Source organism: Mycobacterium sp. HUMS_12744610, from assembly GCF_041206865.1.
Classification (GTDB): Bacteria; Actinomycetota; Actinomycetes; order Mycobacteriales; family Mycobacteriaceae; genus Mycobacterium; species Mycobacterium servetii.
Genome location: NZ_JBGEDP010000001.1, coordinates 1,898,156 through 1,913,811, shown reverse-complemented (window position 1 = coordinate 1,913,811; position 15,656 = coordinate 1,898,156). Strand labels below are relative to the sequence as shown.

Sequence of the window (15,656 nt, the reverse complement as noted above, 5' to 3'; positions counted from 1 at the left end):
GAGGAGCCGGGCAGATTGAATCCCCCGGCGACGAATCCGCCCGAGCAGCGGGCGGAGGAGGAGCCGGGCAGATTGAATGGAGTGGTGGTGCCGGGTCGCGTCGAGATCGATAACGTCCAGCCCGTCGTTTCGTGCGGCGCGTACCCCGCCAAGGCGGTGGTCGGCGAGGTCGTCCCGGTCAGCGCGGCGGTGTGGCGGGAGGGCCACGACGCCGTCGCGGCGACCTTGGTGGTGCGCCACCTCGGACAGCGCTATCCGCAGGTGACCGAGGTCCGTCAAATCAAGGCGGTCGAGGCCCCCACGCGGCCAGCCGGGGCGCACGAGGCGGGCGCGGCCGATCAGCAGCGGGTCAAGCCGCAGCTGTTCCCCATGACGATGGGCGAAGAGCCCTACGTGTTCCACGGCCAGTTCACCCCCGACCGGGTCGGCCTGTGGATGTTCCGCGTCGACGGGTGGGGCGACCCGATCGCCACGTGGAAGCACGGGCTGATCGCGAAGTTGGACGCCGGCCAGGGCGAGACCGAACTGTCCAACGACCTGCTGGTCGGTGCCGGGCTGTTCGAGCGCGCCGCGGCCGGGGTGCCCCGCGCGCTCCGCGATCCGCTGCTGGCCGCGGCCGCAACGCTGCGGGCCCCCGGCGACCCGGTCACCCGCACCGCGCTGGCCCTGGCGCCCGAGATCGACGAACTGCTGGCCGAGCACCCGTTGCGCGACCTGGTGACCCACGGCGAACAGTTCGCGATCTGGGTGGACCGGCCGCTGGCCCGCTTCGGCGCCTGGTACGAACTGTTTCCGCGCTCCACCGGCGGATGGGACGCCGACGGCAACCCGGTGCACGGCACCTTCGCCACGACGACCGCCCAGCTGCCACGCATCGCCGACATGGGGTTCGACGTCGTGTACCTTCCGCCGATCCATCCGATCGGCAAGGTGCACCGCAAGGGCCGCAACAACTCCCCCACCGCGGCACCCGGGGACGTGGGCTCGCCGTGGGCGATCGGCAGCGACGAGGGCGGCCACGACGCCATCCACCCCAGCCTGGGCACCATCGATGACTTCGACGACTTCGTGGCCGCGACAAGGGCTTTGGGCATGGAAGTGGCGCTGGATCTGGCACTGCAATGCGCGCCGGATCACCCCTGGGCCCGCGAACACCGGGAGTGGTTCACCGAGCTGCCGGACGGCACCATCGCCTACGCCGAGAACCCGCCGAAGAAGTACCAGGACATCTATCCGCTCAACTTCGACAACGACCCCGCCGGCCTCTACGAGGAGGTTCTGCGCGTGTGCCGGCACTGGATCGATCACGGCGTCAAGATATTTCGGGTCGACAACCCGCACACCAAGCCACCGAACTTCTGGGCCTGGCTGATCGCCCAGATCAAAGACCGCGACCCCGACGTGTTGTTCCTCTCCGAGGCGTTCACGCCGCCGGCCCGGCAATACGGGCTGGCCAAGCTCGGTTTCACCCAGTCCTACAGCTACTTCACCTGGCGCACGGCCAAGTGGGAACTCACCGAGTTCGGCAACGACATCGCCGCGCTCGCCGACTTCCGCCGGCCCAACCTGTTCGTCAACACCCCCGACATCCTGCACGCGATCCTGCAGCACAACGGTCCCGGCATGTTCGCCATCCGCGCCGTGCTGGCCGCCACGATGGGCCCGGCCTGGGGCATGTACTCCGGCTACGAACTCTTCGAGCACCGGGCGGTGCGGGAGGGCAGCGAAGAGTACCTGGACTCGGAGAAGTACGAACTGCGTCCCCGCGACTACGCGGGCGCACTCGCCGAGGGTCGGTCGCTCGAGCCGTTCATCTCCCAGCTCAACGAGATCCGCCGGCGTCATCCTGCGCTGCAGCAGCTGCGCACCATACATTTCCACAACGTGGACAACGACGCCCTGTTGGCCTACAGCAAGTTCGACCCCGCCACCGGCGACTGCGTGCTGGTGGTGGTGAGTCTCAACGCGTTCGGGCCCGAGGAAGCCACCCTGTGGTTGGACATGGCCGCACTGGGTATGGAGCCCTACGAACGATTCTGGGTGCGCGACGAGATAACAGGACACGAATTCCAATGGGGCCAAGCCAATTACGTTCGCCTAGACCCGGCGCAAGCAGTCGCGCACGTCATCAACATGCCCCTCATACCGCACGAATCCCGAATCACGCTGCTACGCAGGGGTTGAACGCACCGGAGGTGAAAGGGATATGAGCAATGCCGATCAACTCGCCGAAACGCACCTGGCGCCCGACCATGACGACCTGTCGCTTCTGGTGGCCGGCACCCATTACAACCCGCACAGCATTCTGGGCGCCCACGAGTATGCCGACCACACCGTTATCCGGGCATACCGGCCGCACGCCACCGAGGTCGTCGCGCTCGTCGGTGACGACCGGTACCCGATGCGTCACATCGAATCAGGCCTGTTCGCCGTGGCGCTGCCCTTCACGGACCTGATCGACTACCGGCTGCAGATCAGCTATGAGGGCTCCGACCCGTACACGGTCGCCGACGCCTACCGCTTCCTGCCCACCCTGGGCGAGATGGACCTGCACCTGTTCGGCGAAGGACGTCACGAGCGGCTCTGGGAAGTCCTCGGCGCCCATCCCCGCTCCTTCACCACGGCCGACGGTGTGGTCGACGGTGTCTCCTTCGCCGTCTGGGCACCCAACGCCAAAGGCGTCAGCCTGATCGGGGAGTTCAACGGCTGGACGGGCACCGACGCGCCCATGCGGGAACTGGGCTCCTCGGGCGTGTGGGAGTTGTTCTGGCCCGGGTTCTCCGTCGGCGGCCTCTACAAGTTCCGCGTGCACGGCGCCGACGGCGTGGTGACCGAACGGGCTGACCCGATGGCGTTTGCTACCGAGGTGCCCCCGCACACCGCGTCACGCGTGGCGGTCAGCAGCTACCGCTGGAGCGACGAGGACTGGATGACCCGACGCGCCGAGCGCAATCCGGTGTTCGAGCCGATGAGCACCTACGAGGTCCACCTGGGTTCGTGGCGCCCGGGGCTCAGCTACCGCCAGCTCGCCCGCGAGCTCACGGACTATGTGGTGGAGCACGGCTTCACCCACGTCGAACTGTTGCCGGTGGCCGAGCACCCGTTCGCCGGCTCGTGGGGATACCAGGTCACCTCCTACTACGCGCCCACGTCGCGGTTCGGCACACCCGACGAGTTCCGCGAACTCGTCGACGCCCTGCACCGGGCCGGCATCGGGGTCATTGTGGATTGGGTGCCCGCACACTTTCCCAAGGACGCGTGGGCGCTGGGCCGCTTCGACGGCACCGCACTCTACGAGCACTCCGATCCACGACGCGGCGAGCAACTCGACTGGGGCACTTACGTGTTCGACTTTGGCCGCCGCGAGGTGCGCAACTTCCTGGTGGCCAACGCGCTGTACTGGATCGAGGAGTTCCATGTCGACGGCCTGCGCGTGGACGCCGTCGCCTCGATGCTCTACCTGGACTACTCGCGCCCGGCCGGCGGCTGGACGCCCAACGTCTACGGCGGGCGCGAGAACCTCGAGGCGGTCCAGTTCCTGCAGGAGATGAACGCCACGGTGCACAAGACGGCGCCGGGGATCGTCACCATCGCCGAGGAGTCGACGTCGTGGCCAGGCGTGACGCGTCCGACAAGCCTTGGCGGCCTGGGCTTTTCGATGAAGTGGAACATGGGCTGGATGCACGACACCCTGGACTACATCAGTCGCGACCCGATCTATCGCAGCTACCACCACCACGAGATGACGTTCTCGATGCTCTATGCGTTCAGCGAGAACTACGTCCTGCCGATCAGCCACGACGAGGTGGTGCACGGCAAGGGCACGCTGTGGGGGCGGATGCCGGGCAACAACCACGTCAAGGCCGCCGGCCTGCGCAGCCTGCTCGCCTACCAGTGGGCGCACCCGGGCAAGCAGTTGTTGTTCATGGGCCAGGAATTCGGCCAGCGCAACGAGTGGTCCGAGGAGCACGGCCTGGATTGGTGGCAACTCGACGAGCAGGGCTTCTCCAACGGCATCCTGCGGATGGTGCGCGACATCAACGCCATCTACCGCAGTCATCCGGCGCTGTGGAGCCAGGACACCGTTCCCGACGGCTACTCCTGGATCGACGCCAACGACTCCGCCAACAACGTGCTGAGCTTCCTGCGTTACGGCAGCGACGGTTCGGTCATGGCCTGCGTCTTCAACTTCGCGGGTGCCGAGCACAGCGGCTACCGGCTCGGACTGCCGTGCGCCGGCCGGTGGCGCGAGGTGCTCAACACCGACGCCACGGACTACAACGGTTCCGGGGTCGGCAACATGGGTGGCGTCGACGCGACCGAGGACCCGTGGCACGGGCGGCCGGCGTCGGCGTGTCTGGTGTTGCCGCCCACGTCGGCGCTGTGGCTGGCGCCCGAGTAGCGCTCGGCATTCAGCGCGAGCAGACGCAAAATCGCCCTAAACCGGAGGTTTCAGGGCGATTTTGCGTCTGCTCGCCGCGTCAGTACAGCGCGTTGGCGAGGTTGCGCCGGCCGGCGACGACCTCCGGATCGGCCGGATCGAACAGTTCGAACAACTCGACGAGGCGGGTGCGCACCTTGGCGCGCTCGTCCCCGGATGTCTTGCGCACCAACGTGATCAGACGTTCGAAGGCGGCGCCGACGTCCTGGTTGAGGATCTGCACGTCGGCGGCCGCGAAGGCGGCGTCGATGTCACCCGGCGCCGCATCGGCCACCGCGACCGCGTCGGGGACTTGAGCCGTTGCGCGCGTGAGGAAGTCGATCCGCCTGATCGCGGCCTTCGCCTCGACGCTGCCGGGGTTGGCGTCCAGGATCGCCTGGTACGACTCCTTGGCGGCCTCGAAGTCGCCGGCCTCGAGTCGCTGGCGCGCCTGCAACAGCTCCGGATCGGTTTGCGGCGACTCCCCGGCCTCCCCCGGGCCCCTGAGCTTGCCGTCCGTTGCCGCGAGCAGCGAATCCACCCAACGGCGCAGCTGGTCGGCCGGTTGCACGCCCTCGAAACTGGACAACGGCTGCCCGGCGGCCAACGCCACCACGGTCGGAACCGCCTCCACACCGAACGCCTGGGCGACCCGGGGAGCCACCTCGACGTCCACCGTGGCCAGCGACCATTTGCCGTTGTCCTCGGCGGCCAGCGCGGACAGCGTTTCGGCCAGCTGGGCACACGCGTCGTTGCGCGGCAACCACAACAGCACCACGACCGGCACTTCGCCGGACCGGATCAGCACCTCGTCTTCGAAATTGGCCTCGGTGACCTCGGTCACCCCCGCCGCCGGCGCCGCCCGGCCGCCGGCCCCAGCTGCCGATGCTTTTTGCTGAGCGCGCTGCTTGAGGCCGGACAGGTCGACCGCACCAGCCAGCGCAGGCCCTATGGAGGATCGCGGACGCGTCACGCCGTCAAGTCTGTCATGCACATCGGCGCCCGATCCACCCGGTCGCGCGGACACTCGCGCAAAGTGAAAATCCGGCCGCGGCCCCCGCCGAAAGGCTCCTGAGCGCCCGATATGACGAACATCACACGTGTGCGCGCGAACCGCGCGCCAGCAACGCGGCGCGCGGGCCGTTACCCGGCCCGCAGAATCAGCGCGTCGCCCTGTCCACCCGCCCCGCACAGGGCGGCGACACCGTAGCCGGAGCCGCGGCGCGCCAACTCCAGGGCGACGTGCAGCGCGATGCGGGCTCCCGACATGCCGATCGGGTGCCCGACGGCGATCGCGCCGCCGTTGACGTTGACGATGTCGGGATTCAGCCCCAGCTCGCGGGTCGAGGCCAGCGCGACCGCCGCGAACGCCTCGTTGATCTCCACCACGTCGAGTTGGTCGACCGAGATGCCTTCGCGCCCGAGCGCCTTCCTGATCGCGTTGGCCGGCTGCGACTGCAGCGTCGAATCCGGTCCGGCCACGACGCCGTGCGCACCGATCTCGGCCAGCCACGTCAGGCCCAGCGCCTGGGCTTTCTCCTTGTTCATCACCACGACCGCGGCCGCGCCGTCGGAGATCTGCGACGCCGAACCCGCGGTGATGGTGCCGTCACGGCGGAACGCCGGCTTGAGACCGGCCAGCGATTCGGCGGTGGTGTTGGCGCGGATGCCCTCGTCCTCGGCGAACTGCAGCGGGTCACCCTTGCGCTGCGGGATGTTGACCGGCACCACCTCGTCGGCAAACACCCCGTCCTTCCACGCCGCGGCCGCCCGCTGATGCGAACGCGCGGCGTAGGAGTCCTGCTCCTCGCGGGTGAATTTGTCGACGTCGTTGCGCTGCTCGGTGAGCGCGCCCATCGGCTGGTCGGTGAACACGTCGTACAGGCCGTCGTAGGCCATGTGGTCCAGCACGGTGACGTCGCCGTACTTGTAGCCCGAGCGGCTGTCCATCAGCAGGTGCGGCGCCTTGGTCATGGACTCCTGCCCACCGGCCACCACCACGTCGAACTCTCCGGCGCGAATCAGCTGGTCAGCCAGGGCGATGGCGTCGATACCGGACAGGCACATCTTGTTGATCGTCAGTGCCGGGACGTCCCAGCCGATGCCGGCCGCCACCGCCGCCTGGCGCGCGGGCATCTGACCGGCTCCGGCGGTCAGCACCTGGCCCATGATCACGTACTCGACCAGCGACGCCGGCGCCTCGACGTTCGGGAAGGCCTTTTCCAGCGCGCCGGAAATCGCGATGGCGCCCAGGTCACTGGCCGAAAAGTCCTTCAGCGAACCCATCAGCTTGCCGATGGGAGTACGGGCTCCAGCAACGATCACCGACGTCGTCATGACTATCTCCTTAGGCCTACTAGGCGCTCACTGGGGGCCGATTCCGATCCCCGAAGAAGCGAAATCTTTGCCGTCAGGTTACCGTTGTGAGATGACGACGGATCAAGTTGACGCCCGTCAGTTGCTGTCTACCACGCTCGTGACGGCGGTTGATCATGTCGGCATCGCAGTCCCCGACCTCGACGCGGCCATCGCCTGGTACCACGACCACCTCGGCATGATCCTGGTGCACGAGGAAGTCAACGACGATCAGGGTATCCGTGAGGCCATGCTGGCGGTGCGCGACGCGCCGCCCGGCACCGCACAGATTCAGCTGATGGCCCCGATCGACGACTCGTCGACGATCGCCAAGTTCCTCGACAAGCGCGGGCCGGGCATCCAGCAGATGGCCGTCCGGGTCGGCGACCTCGACGTCATCAGCGAGCACCTGCGCTCCCACGGGGTCCGTCTGGTGTACGAAGCACCCCGCCGCGGTACGGCCAACTCCCGCATCAACTTCGTCCATCCCAAGGATGCCGGCGGAGTCCTCATCGAGCTCGTCGAACCCGCTTCCTGAACGGCTGCGGCATTGAAGGGCCTCACGACCATTTCCGGGTAGGCCGGCGCGTCGCGCGGGCGGCCCAGCACCCCGTGTGCCAGTGCCGGCGGTCCCCGATCCCGGCGTCGTGAGTATCGGTCGGCCAGACCACCACATGCGCGGTGCCCGAACGGATCTCGTGGTCACAGCCGGGGCAGCGGTAGATCTTGACGGCACGCGCCGCCGCGACCGGGCGAACCTCGTATTCGTGCCCGTCGGGTCCCGTCTCGACCCGCCGCGAGACTGCCGACAACGGCACGGGCCGCTGTCGTCGCGGCGGTGTGCGGCGCCGTGCCATGCGGCCAGTCTAATCCGGGGCCCTCAGAACAGCCGGTACTCGTCGCTGTCCATGCCCCGCATCTTGTCGTAATCCAGTGTGAGACAACGAATCCCGCGGTCCTCGGCCAGCGTGCGCGCCTGCGGTTTGATCTGCTGGGCGGCGAACACCCCGTGGACCGGGGCCAGCAGGCTGTCGCGGTTGAGCAGCTCGAGATAACGGGTGAGCTGCTCGACGCCGTCGATCTCGCCGCGCCGCTTGATCTCCACCGCGACCGCCCCGCCCCGCTCGTCGCGGCAGAGCAGATCGACGGGCCCGATCGCGGTCATGTACTCCCGGCGCACTAACGTGTACCCCTCGCCCAGCAGCTGCACGTGCTCGGCGAGCAACGCCTGCAGGTGGGCCTCGACGCCGTCCTTGACCAACCCGGGATCGACGCCCAGGTCGTGGCTGGAGTCATGCTCGACCGCTTCGACGGTGATGCGCAGCTGTTCTCCTGCTTTGTTTTCCACCACCCACACCGGCGCCTCGCCGACGGGCTCCTCGGTCAGCCGGCACGGCGGACTCATCCAGTTCAACGGCTTGTAGGCGCGGTCGTCGGCGTGCACGCTGACCGACCCGTCGGCCTTGAACAGCAACAACCTGCGCGCGGACGGTAAATGCGCGGTGAGCCGGCCGACGTAGTCGACGGTGCATTGGGCAATCACGAGTCGCACCCGACTCACCTTAGAGCGTGGCCGACAAATTAGGCTGACGCCACCATGTCGGCAGAAAAGACGGTGGCACGGCGCCTGGGCCGGGTGCTCGAAGCGGTCACCCGTCAGAGCGGCCGGCTGTCGGAGACCCCGGCGTACGGCTCGCTGCTGCTCGGGCGGGTCACCGAAAGCCAACGGCGCCGGCGCATCCGCATCCAGGTGATCCTGACCGTGCTCGTCGTGGCCGTGAACCTGATCGGCATCGGCGTCGCCCTGCTGTTGGTGACGGTCGCGATCCCCGAGCCGAGCGTGTTCGACGACGCGCCGCTCTGGCTCACGTTCGCGGTGGTGCCCGCCTACATCGCGGTAGCGCTGGCACTGGGCGCGTTCTGGATCACCCGGCGGACCGTGATCGCGCTGCGCTGGTCGATCGAGGAGCGCACACCGACCCGCGAGGACGAGCGCAACACGTTCCTGGCGCCGTGGCGGGTCGCGATCGTCGACATCGTCCTGTGGGGATCCGGCGCGGCGCTGCTGACCACCCTCTACGGGCTGGTCAACGTCTTGTTCGTCCCGCGGTTCCTGTTCGTCGTGACGTTTGCGGGCGTCCTGGTCGCCACCGGGAGCTATCTGGCAACCGAGTTCGCGCTACGTCCGGTGGCCGCGCAGGCGCTCGAGGCGGGACGTCCGCCCCAGCGGCTGACCGCGGGCATCATGGGCCGGACCATGATGGTCTGGTTCTTCGGCTCGGGCGTCCCGGTGATCGGTATCGCGCTGGTGGCCTTCTTCCAGCTCCTGATGCGCAACATGACCGAAACCGAGTTCGCCGTCGGCGTGGTGATGATCTCCACCGCCACGCTGATTTTCGGTTGCCTGTTGATGTGGATCCTGGCGTGGCTGACGGCAACGCCGGTGCGGGTGGTGCGCACGGCGCTCGAGCGGGTCGAGCGCGGCGATCTGCGGGGCAACCTGGTGGTGTTCGACGGGACCGAACTCGGCGAGTTGCAACGCGGTTTCAACGCGATGGTCGACGGCCTGCGTGAACGGGAACGCGTGCGCGACCTGTTCGGCCGGCACGTCGGACGCGAGGTGGCCGCCGCCGCCGAACGCGAGCGCCCGAAGCTGGGCGGGGAAGAACGCCACGTCGCCGTCGTGTTCATCGACATCGTCGGCTCCACCCAGTTGGTGACCAGCCGCCCGCCCGCCGAAGTCGTCGCGGTGCTCAACGGGTTTTTCGGCATCGTCGTCGAGGAGGTCGACCGACACCGCGGCCTGGTCAACAAGTTCGAGGGAGATGCGACGCTGGCCGTGTTCGGCGCCCCGAACCGCCTCGAGCGCCCCGAAGAGGAGGCGCTGGCGGCTGCCCGCCGCATCGCCGAGCGGCTCGGCGAGGAGATGCCCGAATGCCAGGCCGGCATCGGCGTCGCGGCGGGCCAAGTGGTCGCCGGCAACGTCGGCGCCCGGGAACGCTTCGAGTACACCGTGATCGGTGAGCCGGTCAACGAGGCCGCGCGGCTGTGCGAGCTGGCCAAGTCATATCCGGGCCGGTTGCTCGCGACGGCCGGCACGCTCGACGGCGCGAGCGAAAACGAGCGCGCCCGTTGGTCGCTGGGCGAGACGGTCACCCTCCGCGGGCACGAGCGCCCCACCCGGCTCGCCTCGCCCGCCGAGCCCGCTCCCCCGACCGAGTAGACCGCGTCACCGCCGGCCGCGGGGCCGCAGCACGGGTGTCACGAGCTGACCGGTCTGGAGATAGCTGTCCAGATTGCGGATCGCGAGCTGCGCCATCGCCCGTCTCGTCCGGGCCGTCGCGCTGCCGATGTGCGGGAAGAGCACCACGTTGTCGAGCCCGAGCAACTCCGTGGGCACCCGGGGCTCGTCGGCGAAGACGTCCAGGCCCGCGCCGGCCAGCCCGCCGCTGGTCACCAGCTCCACCAGCGCGTCCTGGTCGACCACGCTGCCGCGCGCGATGTTGATCAGGTAGCCCTCGGGCCCCAACGCGTGCAGGACTCTGCGGTCGACCAGGTGGCGCGCTTCGTGATCACCCGTGGTGGCGACGACGAGGACGTCGACCGATTCGGCCAACTCGACCGGAGACTCGGCGTAGCGGTACGGCGACCCTTCGATCCGGTTGCGGTTGTGATAGGCGATGGCACAGTCGAACCCGAGCAGCCTGCTCGCGATGGCCGAACCGATGCGACCGAGGCCCAGGATGCCGACCCGCAGGCCGCTGACGTCCCTGGCGTACGGGAACTGGCCCTCGCGCGCCCATCGGCCGCCCCGCACGTAGCGGTCGGCGGCGCCGAAACGCCGCACCGCCATCAGGATCAGCCCCAGCGCCGTATCGGCGACCGTGTCCGAGAGCACGCCGGGGGTGTTGCTCACGCCGACCCCCAAGCGCTCCGCCGCGTCCAGGTCGATCAGGTCCACACCGGCGCCGTTATTGACGATCGCCTCCAGGCCGGGCAGCGCCGCTATCATCTCCGCGTCGACGCCGGGCCGCCCGGACGTGACCAGCACCCGGACACCGGCCGCGCGCCCCGCCAGGAAATCGGCCCGACCGGGACCGTCGGGCAGCCTGGGGATCCGGTAACGCGCGGCCAGCTCGGCCTCGAAGGTGGGCTCGAACTCGCCGATGCCCAGCACGCCGTCGGGACTCTTCAGCGTCACGCTTCCATCATCGCCCACCATGCCGATGAATTTCCCCACCGATCACGTTGTGACGGAGCTTTTCCCGACCGAACGACTACATCGGCGGCATCAGCACCGTGTCGATCAGGTACACCGTGGCGTTCGCCGTCGGCACGCCACCGCAGACAACGCGGGCGTTTGCGACCCTGAGATCGTTCCCCTGGCCGGTCACGTTCACGTTCGCGCCTTGCAGGGTCTTGTGGGAACCCGCCACCCGAGCCGGACTCAGCTGCCCCTGCACCACGTGATAGGTCAGGATGCTGGTCAGCAGCTTCGAATCGGTCTTGAGCTGGCCGATCGTCGACTCCGGCAGCTTGCCGAAGGCGGCGTCGGTCGGTGCGAACACCGTGTACTGGCCGTTGTCGAGCGTGTCGACCAGGTTCACATCGGGATTCAGCTTGCCGGAAAGCGCGGCGGTCAGCGTCGTCAGCATCGGGTTGTTCGACGCCGCCACCGCGACGGGGACCTGCGACATGCCCTCTACCGATGCGGGACCGCTGGGATTTGCCGCCGCGTAATCCGCGCATCCGGGCCCCACCAGGTCGGCCGCTGCCGCGGTCGGGGCGGTGGTCACGGTGAGACCGATGAGGGTCGCCGCCGCGAAACCCGTCGCCAACATTGAGGTGGTGCGTGCTTTCATGTGTCTGGCCTCCTACGTGTCGGCGACGGTATCCGCCGCCGGATTGGTATCGACACGAGTAGTTCGGAGCTCGAACCGGTTTGGACTGCCGACCGTGCAAATCAATCGCGCCGGGGTTTAGCCGTAGGTGAACGAGTAGATCTGCAACCCCTGGCTGGGGCGAACCTCGAGCGTTCCCGGCGCCAGACGATCGTCGGCGACGATCTGGTGCGACGTCGGCGGACCGCTGATCGGCACCGCAACGGAGTGTCCGCCGCGCGTGACGGTCAGAGTTCCCCTTCCACCGGCGACGACATAGACGTCTTGGGCGTGGTAGTTCAGTTCGATGCCGCACCGGTCCGTGTCGGCCGTCGCGCCCTGGTAGTCCAGCGACCACCGTCCCCGCAGCGCGAAGCTGTCGGCGGCGAGGGCCGGTGGGTAGTCGAACGTCGCGGCCCCTTCGTCGTAACGGCCGCCACCGCCGTAGTTGACGACCTTGCCGACTGCCAAATAAGTCTCCGGGGTGGTCTGTCGGCGGGGAGCGGAGCCGGTCGTGTCCCGCGGCGGCGGCAGCTCGAGTCCGGGATGCGCGTCGACGAGGAGCCGCCGGATCAGCTTCTCGGTGACGCTGTAGTCACCTTCGCCGAACCTGATGTGCCGCACCTGGCCGGCACCGTCGATCAGATATTCCGCGGGCCAGTAGCGGTTTCGGTAGTTCGTCCACGTCGAATACCGGTTGTCGAGGGCGATCGGATACCGGATGCCCAGGTCGGCGGCGCCTTTGGCGACATTGCCGGCCACCTTCTCGAAGGCGTACTCGGGCGTGTGCACCCCGACCACCTCGAACCCGTACTCCTTGTACGCGTCGTACCAGCCGACGACGTGGGGGATGGCGCGCTGGCAGTTGATGCACGAGTACGCCCAGAAATCGATCAGGACAACCTTGCCGCGCAGCGACGCGAGTTCGACCGGCCGGTCCCCGGGTGTGTTCAGCCATTCGGTTATGCCCTTGAGACCCGGTGCCGGGCCGCAGTTTTCGAGCTCCGTGGCACCGTTGCCGCAGTTGGACAGCTGCGCGTTCTGGTCGTTGACGAGGCCACCGAGTTGCAGGTGCTGCCGGATCCCAGGGTCGGCGGCCAGCCTGTCCTGCAGCGATCCGGTGTAGTCGGGCACGGCGGTCTGCAGCGCCGCGGCCACATTGAACACCAAGGCCAGCGCGAGCGAGATCATCAGCAGCCCCGCCGCGATGCGGATCTGCCGCTGGTTGCGCCGGAACACGTTGATCCGCTGGGCTACTCGTTGGCCCGCCAGAGCGAAAACCAGCAAGGGCACGGCGACGCCGAGCGCGAACGCGACCGTCAGCACCGCGGTGACCGGACCGATGGAATCCGTGGCGCCGGCCACCGCGATGGCGGCGAGGACGGGCCCCGCGCAGGGGACATAGAGCGCGCCCAGCGCCAGACCCAGGCCGAACCCGCCGCCGTCCATGCCGATGGATTTTTGCGGGATGCGCGCGAACGGCCGCTCGAGCAGATGCTGGACCGGCGGGAAGATCAGGCCCAGGCCGATCGCGGCGAGCGCGGTGAGCGCGGCCCAGCGGATGGCGTCCTGCGGCAGGTGCAGCAGGGACAGCAGTGCGGAACCGGTCAGCGTGACCAGGCTGAAGCTGACCACCAAGCCGACGACGACCAGGTAGGGCCGCAAGGGCCTCGACCGCTTGCGTTGCGGCACATCGTCGTTGGCGGCGTTTGGGGTGCCCACGAAGAAAATCACCGGAAGCACCGGGAGGATGCACGGCGAGACGCCCGTCAGCAGGCCACCGAGGAAGCCGATCAGCGCTACGGTCAACACGACAGTTATTCGTGGCCGCTGCGGTCCCGGATTGGTGCCTATCGGGAAGAACAGCCCGACCGTGGCCGGGCTGTTCTCGTCTCGCCCGCTCTACTGACCCGGAGGCATCAGCACGGTGTCGATCATGTACACGGTCGCGTTGGCGGTGCGAACGCCACCGCAGACCAGACCGGCGTCGTTGACCTTGAGGGCGTCACCCTGGCCGGTCACCGTCACGGTGGCGCCCTGCAGGGTCGGGTGGGCGCCGTCGACCCTGGCCGGACTCTCCTGACCCTGCACCACGTGGTAGGTCAGGATGCTCGTGAGCAACGGGGCGTCCGTCTTGAGTTTGTCGATGGTGGCGGCCGGCAGCTTGCCGAAGGCGGCGTCGGTCGGGGCGAACACCGTGTACTGGCCGTTGTTCAGCGTGTCGACCAGGTTGACGTCCGGGTTCAGCTTGCCGGACAGCGCCGACGTCAGGGTGGTCAGCATCGGGTTGTTCGACGCGGCCGTGGCAACCGGGTCCTGGGCCATCCCGGCGACGGAGCCGGGACCGCTGGGGTTCTGCTTGGCGTAGGCGGCGCAACCGGTACCGATCAGGTCGGCAGCGGGGTCGGCCATGGCCGACGTCGTCGTGGGTGCCGCCATGCTCGACGGCGTCGTCTCAGTCGTCGACGACCCGGACGCCGACTTGTTGCTCGAACACGCCGAGAAGCCGACGACCGCGATCGTCGCCAGACCTGCCGCGGCGACTGTTCTGGCCCGAGAGTCCTTCATCGCTTTTGCACTCCTTCATCACGGACGGCCTCCTGCGCCGCCTTTCGACCGGACGCAGGTGATTCGGAGACACCGCGGCCGCGGATGGGTGCGGGCAGTGATCCGTTCAGCGCAGCGGCAACTCGGCCAGTATCGCCCCGGTCGGCTGGGCCGAACCGGTGCCGGGTTCGACGGTGAACGCCAGGGCCGTCGAGGCGCCGAGGTTGGACAGCGTCGCGGTGGTCGAGGGCGCTACCGCCGCCGTGCCCATCGTCCCCGCCGAGGTCGCGCCCTTGGCACTCAGCAACCACATCTGGTAGACGGTGCCCGGTGACGGTGGCGGGACGTTGTTCATCACCAGCACGCCCGCGTTGCGATCACGGGAGAACACCACCGTGGCCGTGCCGTCCGCGAGCGGGCGGGACACCGTTCGCACGTCCGGGGCGGCCAAGACTTGCGCCGCGACCGTCGCGGGGGGATGCGGCCGCATCAGCACGCCGACACCGAAGGCGACCGCTCCGACCACGATTGCGGCCGCCGCGGAAGCCACGGCCGCGTTCCGCCAACCCGACCGCCGCTTGCCGGGGGATTCCGCCGCCGCCAGCGTGGCGGCCCGCAGCCGGGGCGGCGGCTCGACCGCTATCGCCGCCGACGCGACTGCCAGCGTCTCGCGGATGGCGCGGACTTCGGCCTCGAAGGCCGCCGCCAGCGGCCGCGGGGCGGCCGCTACGCGCCGCTCGATGTCGACGCGTTCCGCGTCCGACACGGCGTCGAGCGCGTACGGCGCGGCCAGTTCGAGCAGTTCGAATTCGGTCGGTTCGGTCATCGCACGTCCAGACAGTTCCGCAGGCTCCGCAGCGCGTCGCGCATGCGCGATTTGATCGTCGACAGATTCGCGTCCAACCGCTGCGACACTTCGCTGTAGGTCAATCCCTCGTAATACGCCAACTGGATACACTGCCGCTGCGTGTCGGTCAATGCGTCCAGGCATTCGGTCACCGCACGACGTTCCTCACCGGCGATCGCCGAGTCGACGACCACGTCGCCCGGCGGCTCGGCGCTGGAGGCGGCGTAGCGAGACTCCCGCCTGCTGAACGCCTCCTCGGAGCGCACCCGGTCGACGGCGCGCCGGTGCGCCATGGTCAGCAGCCAGGCCAGAGCCGAACCTCTGGCCGGGTCGTACTCCCCCGCCGTGCGCCACAACTCGAAATAGATCTCCTGGGTCGTTTCCTCGCTGTAGCCAGGGTCACGCAGCACGCGCATCACCAGTCCGTACACGCGGCTTGCGGTGAGGTCGTAGACGGCGGCGAACGCGGCACCGTCGCCGCGCGCGACTCGACGCAGCAATGCGTCCAGCTCGTCGCGCGGTCGTCCACTCATCGATGGGTAGCCTATGTGAGCTCCCGCGCGCCGGTCTTTCTTTCACGCTGGTGATTCGAAGCTGCCGGACAGAC

Annotated in this window: 14 protein-coding genes; 4 read left to right on the top strand and 10 right to left on the bottom strand. The window is 68.5% G+C overall.

What is annotated here, in order from left to right; all coding sequences use genetic code 11:
- Positions 1-87 precede the first annotated feature (87 nt).
- Positions 88-2,184 carry an alpha-1,4-glucan--maltose-1-phosphate maltosyltransferase gene (locus AB8998_RS09465; protein ID WP_369741493.1) on the top strand — a complete coding sequence of 699 codons (2,097 nt, stop codon included), beginning with the start codon at positions 88-90 and terminating at the stop codon, positions 2,182-2,184.
- A 22-nt stretch (positions 2,185-2,206) separates the two neighbouring features.
- A complete protein-coding gene (glgB, locus tag AB8998_RS09460) occupies positions 2,207-4,402 on the top strand; it encodes a 1,4-alpha-glucan branching protein GlgB (RefSeq protein WP_369737657.1) in 2,196 nt (731 codons plus the stop codon).
- Between the two features lie 79 nt (positions 4,403-4,481).
- On the opposite strand, the gene AB8998_RS09455 is transcribed toward glgB, so the two are convergent.
- Together AB8998_RS09455 and AB8998_RS09450 are read right to left on the bottom strand one after the other, a co-directional pair.
- Positions 4,482-5,393 carry a tetratricopeptide repeat protein gene (locus AB8998_RS09455; RefSeq protein WP_369737656.1) on the bottom strand — a complete coding sequence of 304 codons (912 nt, stop codon included), beginning with the start codon at positions 5,391-5,393 and terminating at the stop codon, positions 4,482-4,484.
- A 170-nt stretch (positions 5,394-5,563) separates the two neighbouring features.
- A complete protein-coding gene (locus AB8998_RS09450; protein WP_369737654.1) occupies positions 5,564-6,757 on the bottom strand; it encodes an acetyl-CoA C-acetyltransferase in 1,194 nt (397 codons plus the stop codon).
- A gap of 91 nt (positions 6,758-6,848) precedes the next feature.
- On the opposite strand from AB8998_RS09450, the gene mce reads away from it, so the two are divergent.
- Complete coding sequence (gene mce / locus AB8998_RS09445) at positions 6,849-7,313, top strand: methylmalonyl-CoA epimerase (RefSeq protein ID WP_369737653.1); 465 nt, start codon at positions 6,849-6,851, stop codon at positions 7,311-7,313.
- A 22-nt stretch (positions 7,314-7,335) separates the two neighbouring features.
- Here the strand turns inward: mce and AB8998_RS09440 are convergent, their stop codons facing one another.
- Together AB8998_RS09440 and nucS are read right to left on the bottom strand one after the other, a co-directional pair.
- Positions 7,336-7,632: a hypothetical protein gene (locus AB8998_RS09440; protein WP_369737651.1), complete on the bottom strand. Its 297-nt coding sequence runs from the start codon at positions 7,630-7,632 to the stop codon at positions 7,336-7,338.
- A gap of 23 nt (positions 7,633-7,655) precedes the next feature.
- On the bottom strand, positions 7,656-8,327 hold the full coding sequence (gene nucS / locus AB8998_RS09435; RefSeq protein WP_369737649.1) for an endonuclease NucS: 672 nt from the start codon (positions 8,325-8,327) through the stop codon (positions 7,656-7,658).
- A 45-nt stretch (positions 8,328-8,372) separates the two neighbouring features.
- Between nucS and AB8998_RS09430 the strand changes: the two genes are divergently transcribed.
- Complete coding sequence (locus AB8998_RS09430; protein ID WP_369737647.1) at positions 8,373-9,998, top strand: adenylate/guanylate cyclase domain-containing protein; 1,626 nt, start codon at positions 8,373-8,375, stop codon at positions 9,996-9,998.
- A 6-nt stretch (positions 9,999-10,004) separates the two neighbouring features.
- On the opposite strand, the gene AB8998_RS09425 is transcribed toward AB8998_RS09430, so the two are convergent.
- The 6 genes from AB8998_RS09425 to AB8998_RS09400 all read right to left on the bottom strand — a co-directional run bounded on the left by AB8998_RS09425 (position 10,005) and on the right by AB8998_RS09400 (position 15,582).
- Positions 10,005-10,997 (bottom strand): 2-hydroxyacid dehydrogenase, encoded by a 993-nt coding sequence (locus AB8998_RS09425; protein ID WP_369741492.1) that lies wholly within the window; start codon positions 10,995-10,997, stop codon positions 10,005-10,007.
- A gap of 55 nt (positions 10,998-11,052) precedes the next feature.
- The gene (locus AB8998_RS09420) at positions 11,053-11,616 is read right to left on the bottom strand and encodes a fasciclin domain-containing protein (RefSeq protein ID WP_369741491.1); all 564 of its coding nucleotides are present in this window, start codon (positions 11,614-11,616) and stop codon (positions 11,053-11,055) included.
- A gap of 138 nt (positions 11,617-11,754) precedes the next feature.
- A complete protein-coding gene (locus tag AB8998_RS09415; RefSeq protein ID WP_369737645.1) occupies positions 11,755-13,467 on the bottom strand; it encodes a cytochrome c biogenesis protein DipZ in 1,713 nt (570 codons plus the stop codon).
- Positions 13,468-13,557: 90 nt separating this feature from the next.
- The gene (locus AB8998_RS09410) at positions 13,558-14,094 is read right to left on the bottom strand and encodes a fasciclin domain-containing protein (RefSeq protein ID WP_369741490.1); all 537 of its coding nucleotides are present in this window, start codon (positions 14,092-14,094) and stop codon (positions 13,558-13,560) included.
- A 235-nt stretch (positions 14,095-14,329) separates the two neighbouring features.
- A complete protein-coding gene (locus AB8998_RS09405; RefSeq protein ID WP_369737644.1) occupies positions 14,330-15,028 on the bottom strand; it encodes an anti-sigma factor in 699 nt (232 codons plus the stop codon).
- A complete protein-coding gene (locus tag AB8998_RS09400; protein WP_369737643.1) occupies positions 15,025-15,582 on the bottom strand; it encodes a sigma-70 family RNA polymerase sigma factor in 558 nt (185 codons plus the stop codon). Before AB8998_RS09400 ends, AB8998_RS09405 begins: the two co-directional genes overlap by 4 nt.
- Positions 15,583-15,656: the final 74 nt, after the last annotated feature.

Coding starts and splice junctions, on each gene's coding strand:
- glgB (WP_369737657.1), top strand. CDS start 2,207: ATGAGCAATGCCGATCAACTCGCCGAAACGCACCTGGCGCCCGACCAT.
- AB8998_RS09450 (WP_369737654.1), bottom strand. CDS start 6,757: ATGACGACGTCGGTGATCGTTGCTGGAGCCCGTACTCCCATCGGCAAG.
- mce (WP_369737653.1), top strand. CDS start 6,849: ATGACGACGGATCAAGTTGACGCCCGTCAGTTGCTGTCTACCACGCTC.
- AB8998_RS09440 (WP_369737651.1), bottom strand. CDS start 7,632: ATGGCACGGCGCCGCACACCGCCGCGACGACAGCGGCCCGTGCCGTTG.
- AB8998_RS09430 (WP_369737647.1), top strand. CDS start 8,373: ATGTCGGCAGAAAAGACGGTGGCACGGCGCCTGGGCCGGGTGCTCGAA.
- AB8998_RS09425 (WP_369741492.1), bottom strand. CDS start 10,997: ATGGTGGGCGATGATGGAAGCGTGACGCTGAAGAGTCCCGACGGCGTG.
- AB8998_RS09420 (WP_369741491.1), bottom strand. CDS start 11,616: ATGTTGGCGACGGGTTTCGCGGCGGCGACCCTCATCGGTCTCACCGTG.
- AB8998_RS09410 (WP_369741490.1), bottom strand. CDS start 14,094: ATGGCGGCACCCACGACGACGTCGGCCATGGCCGACCCCGCTGCCGAC.
- AB8998_RS09405 (WP_369737644.1), bottom strand. CDS start 15,028: ATGACCGAACCGACCGAATTCGAACTGCTCGAACTGGCCGCGCCGTAC.
- AB8998_RS09400 (WP_369737643.1), bottom strand. CDS start 15,582: ATGAGTGGACGACCGCGCGACGAGCTGGACGCATTGCTGCGTCGAGTC.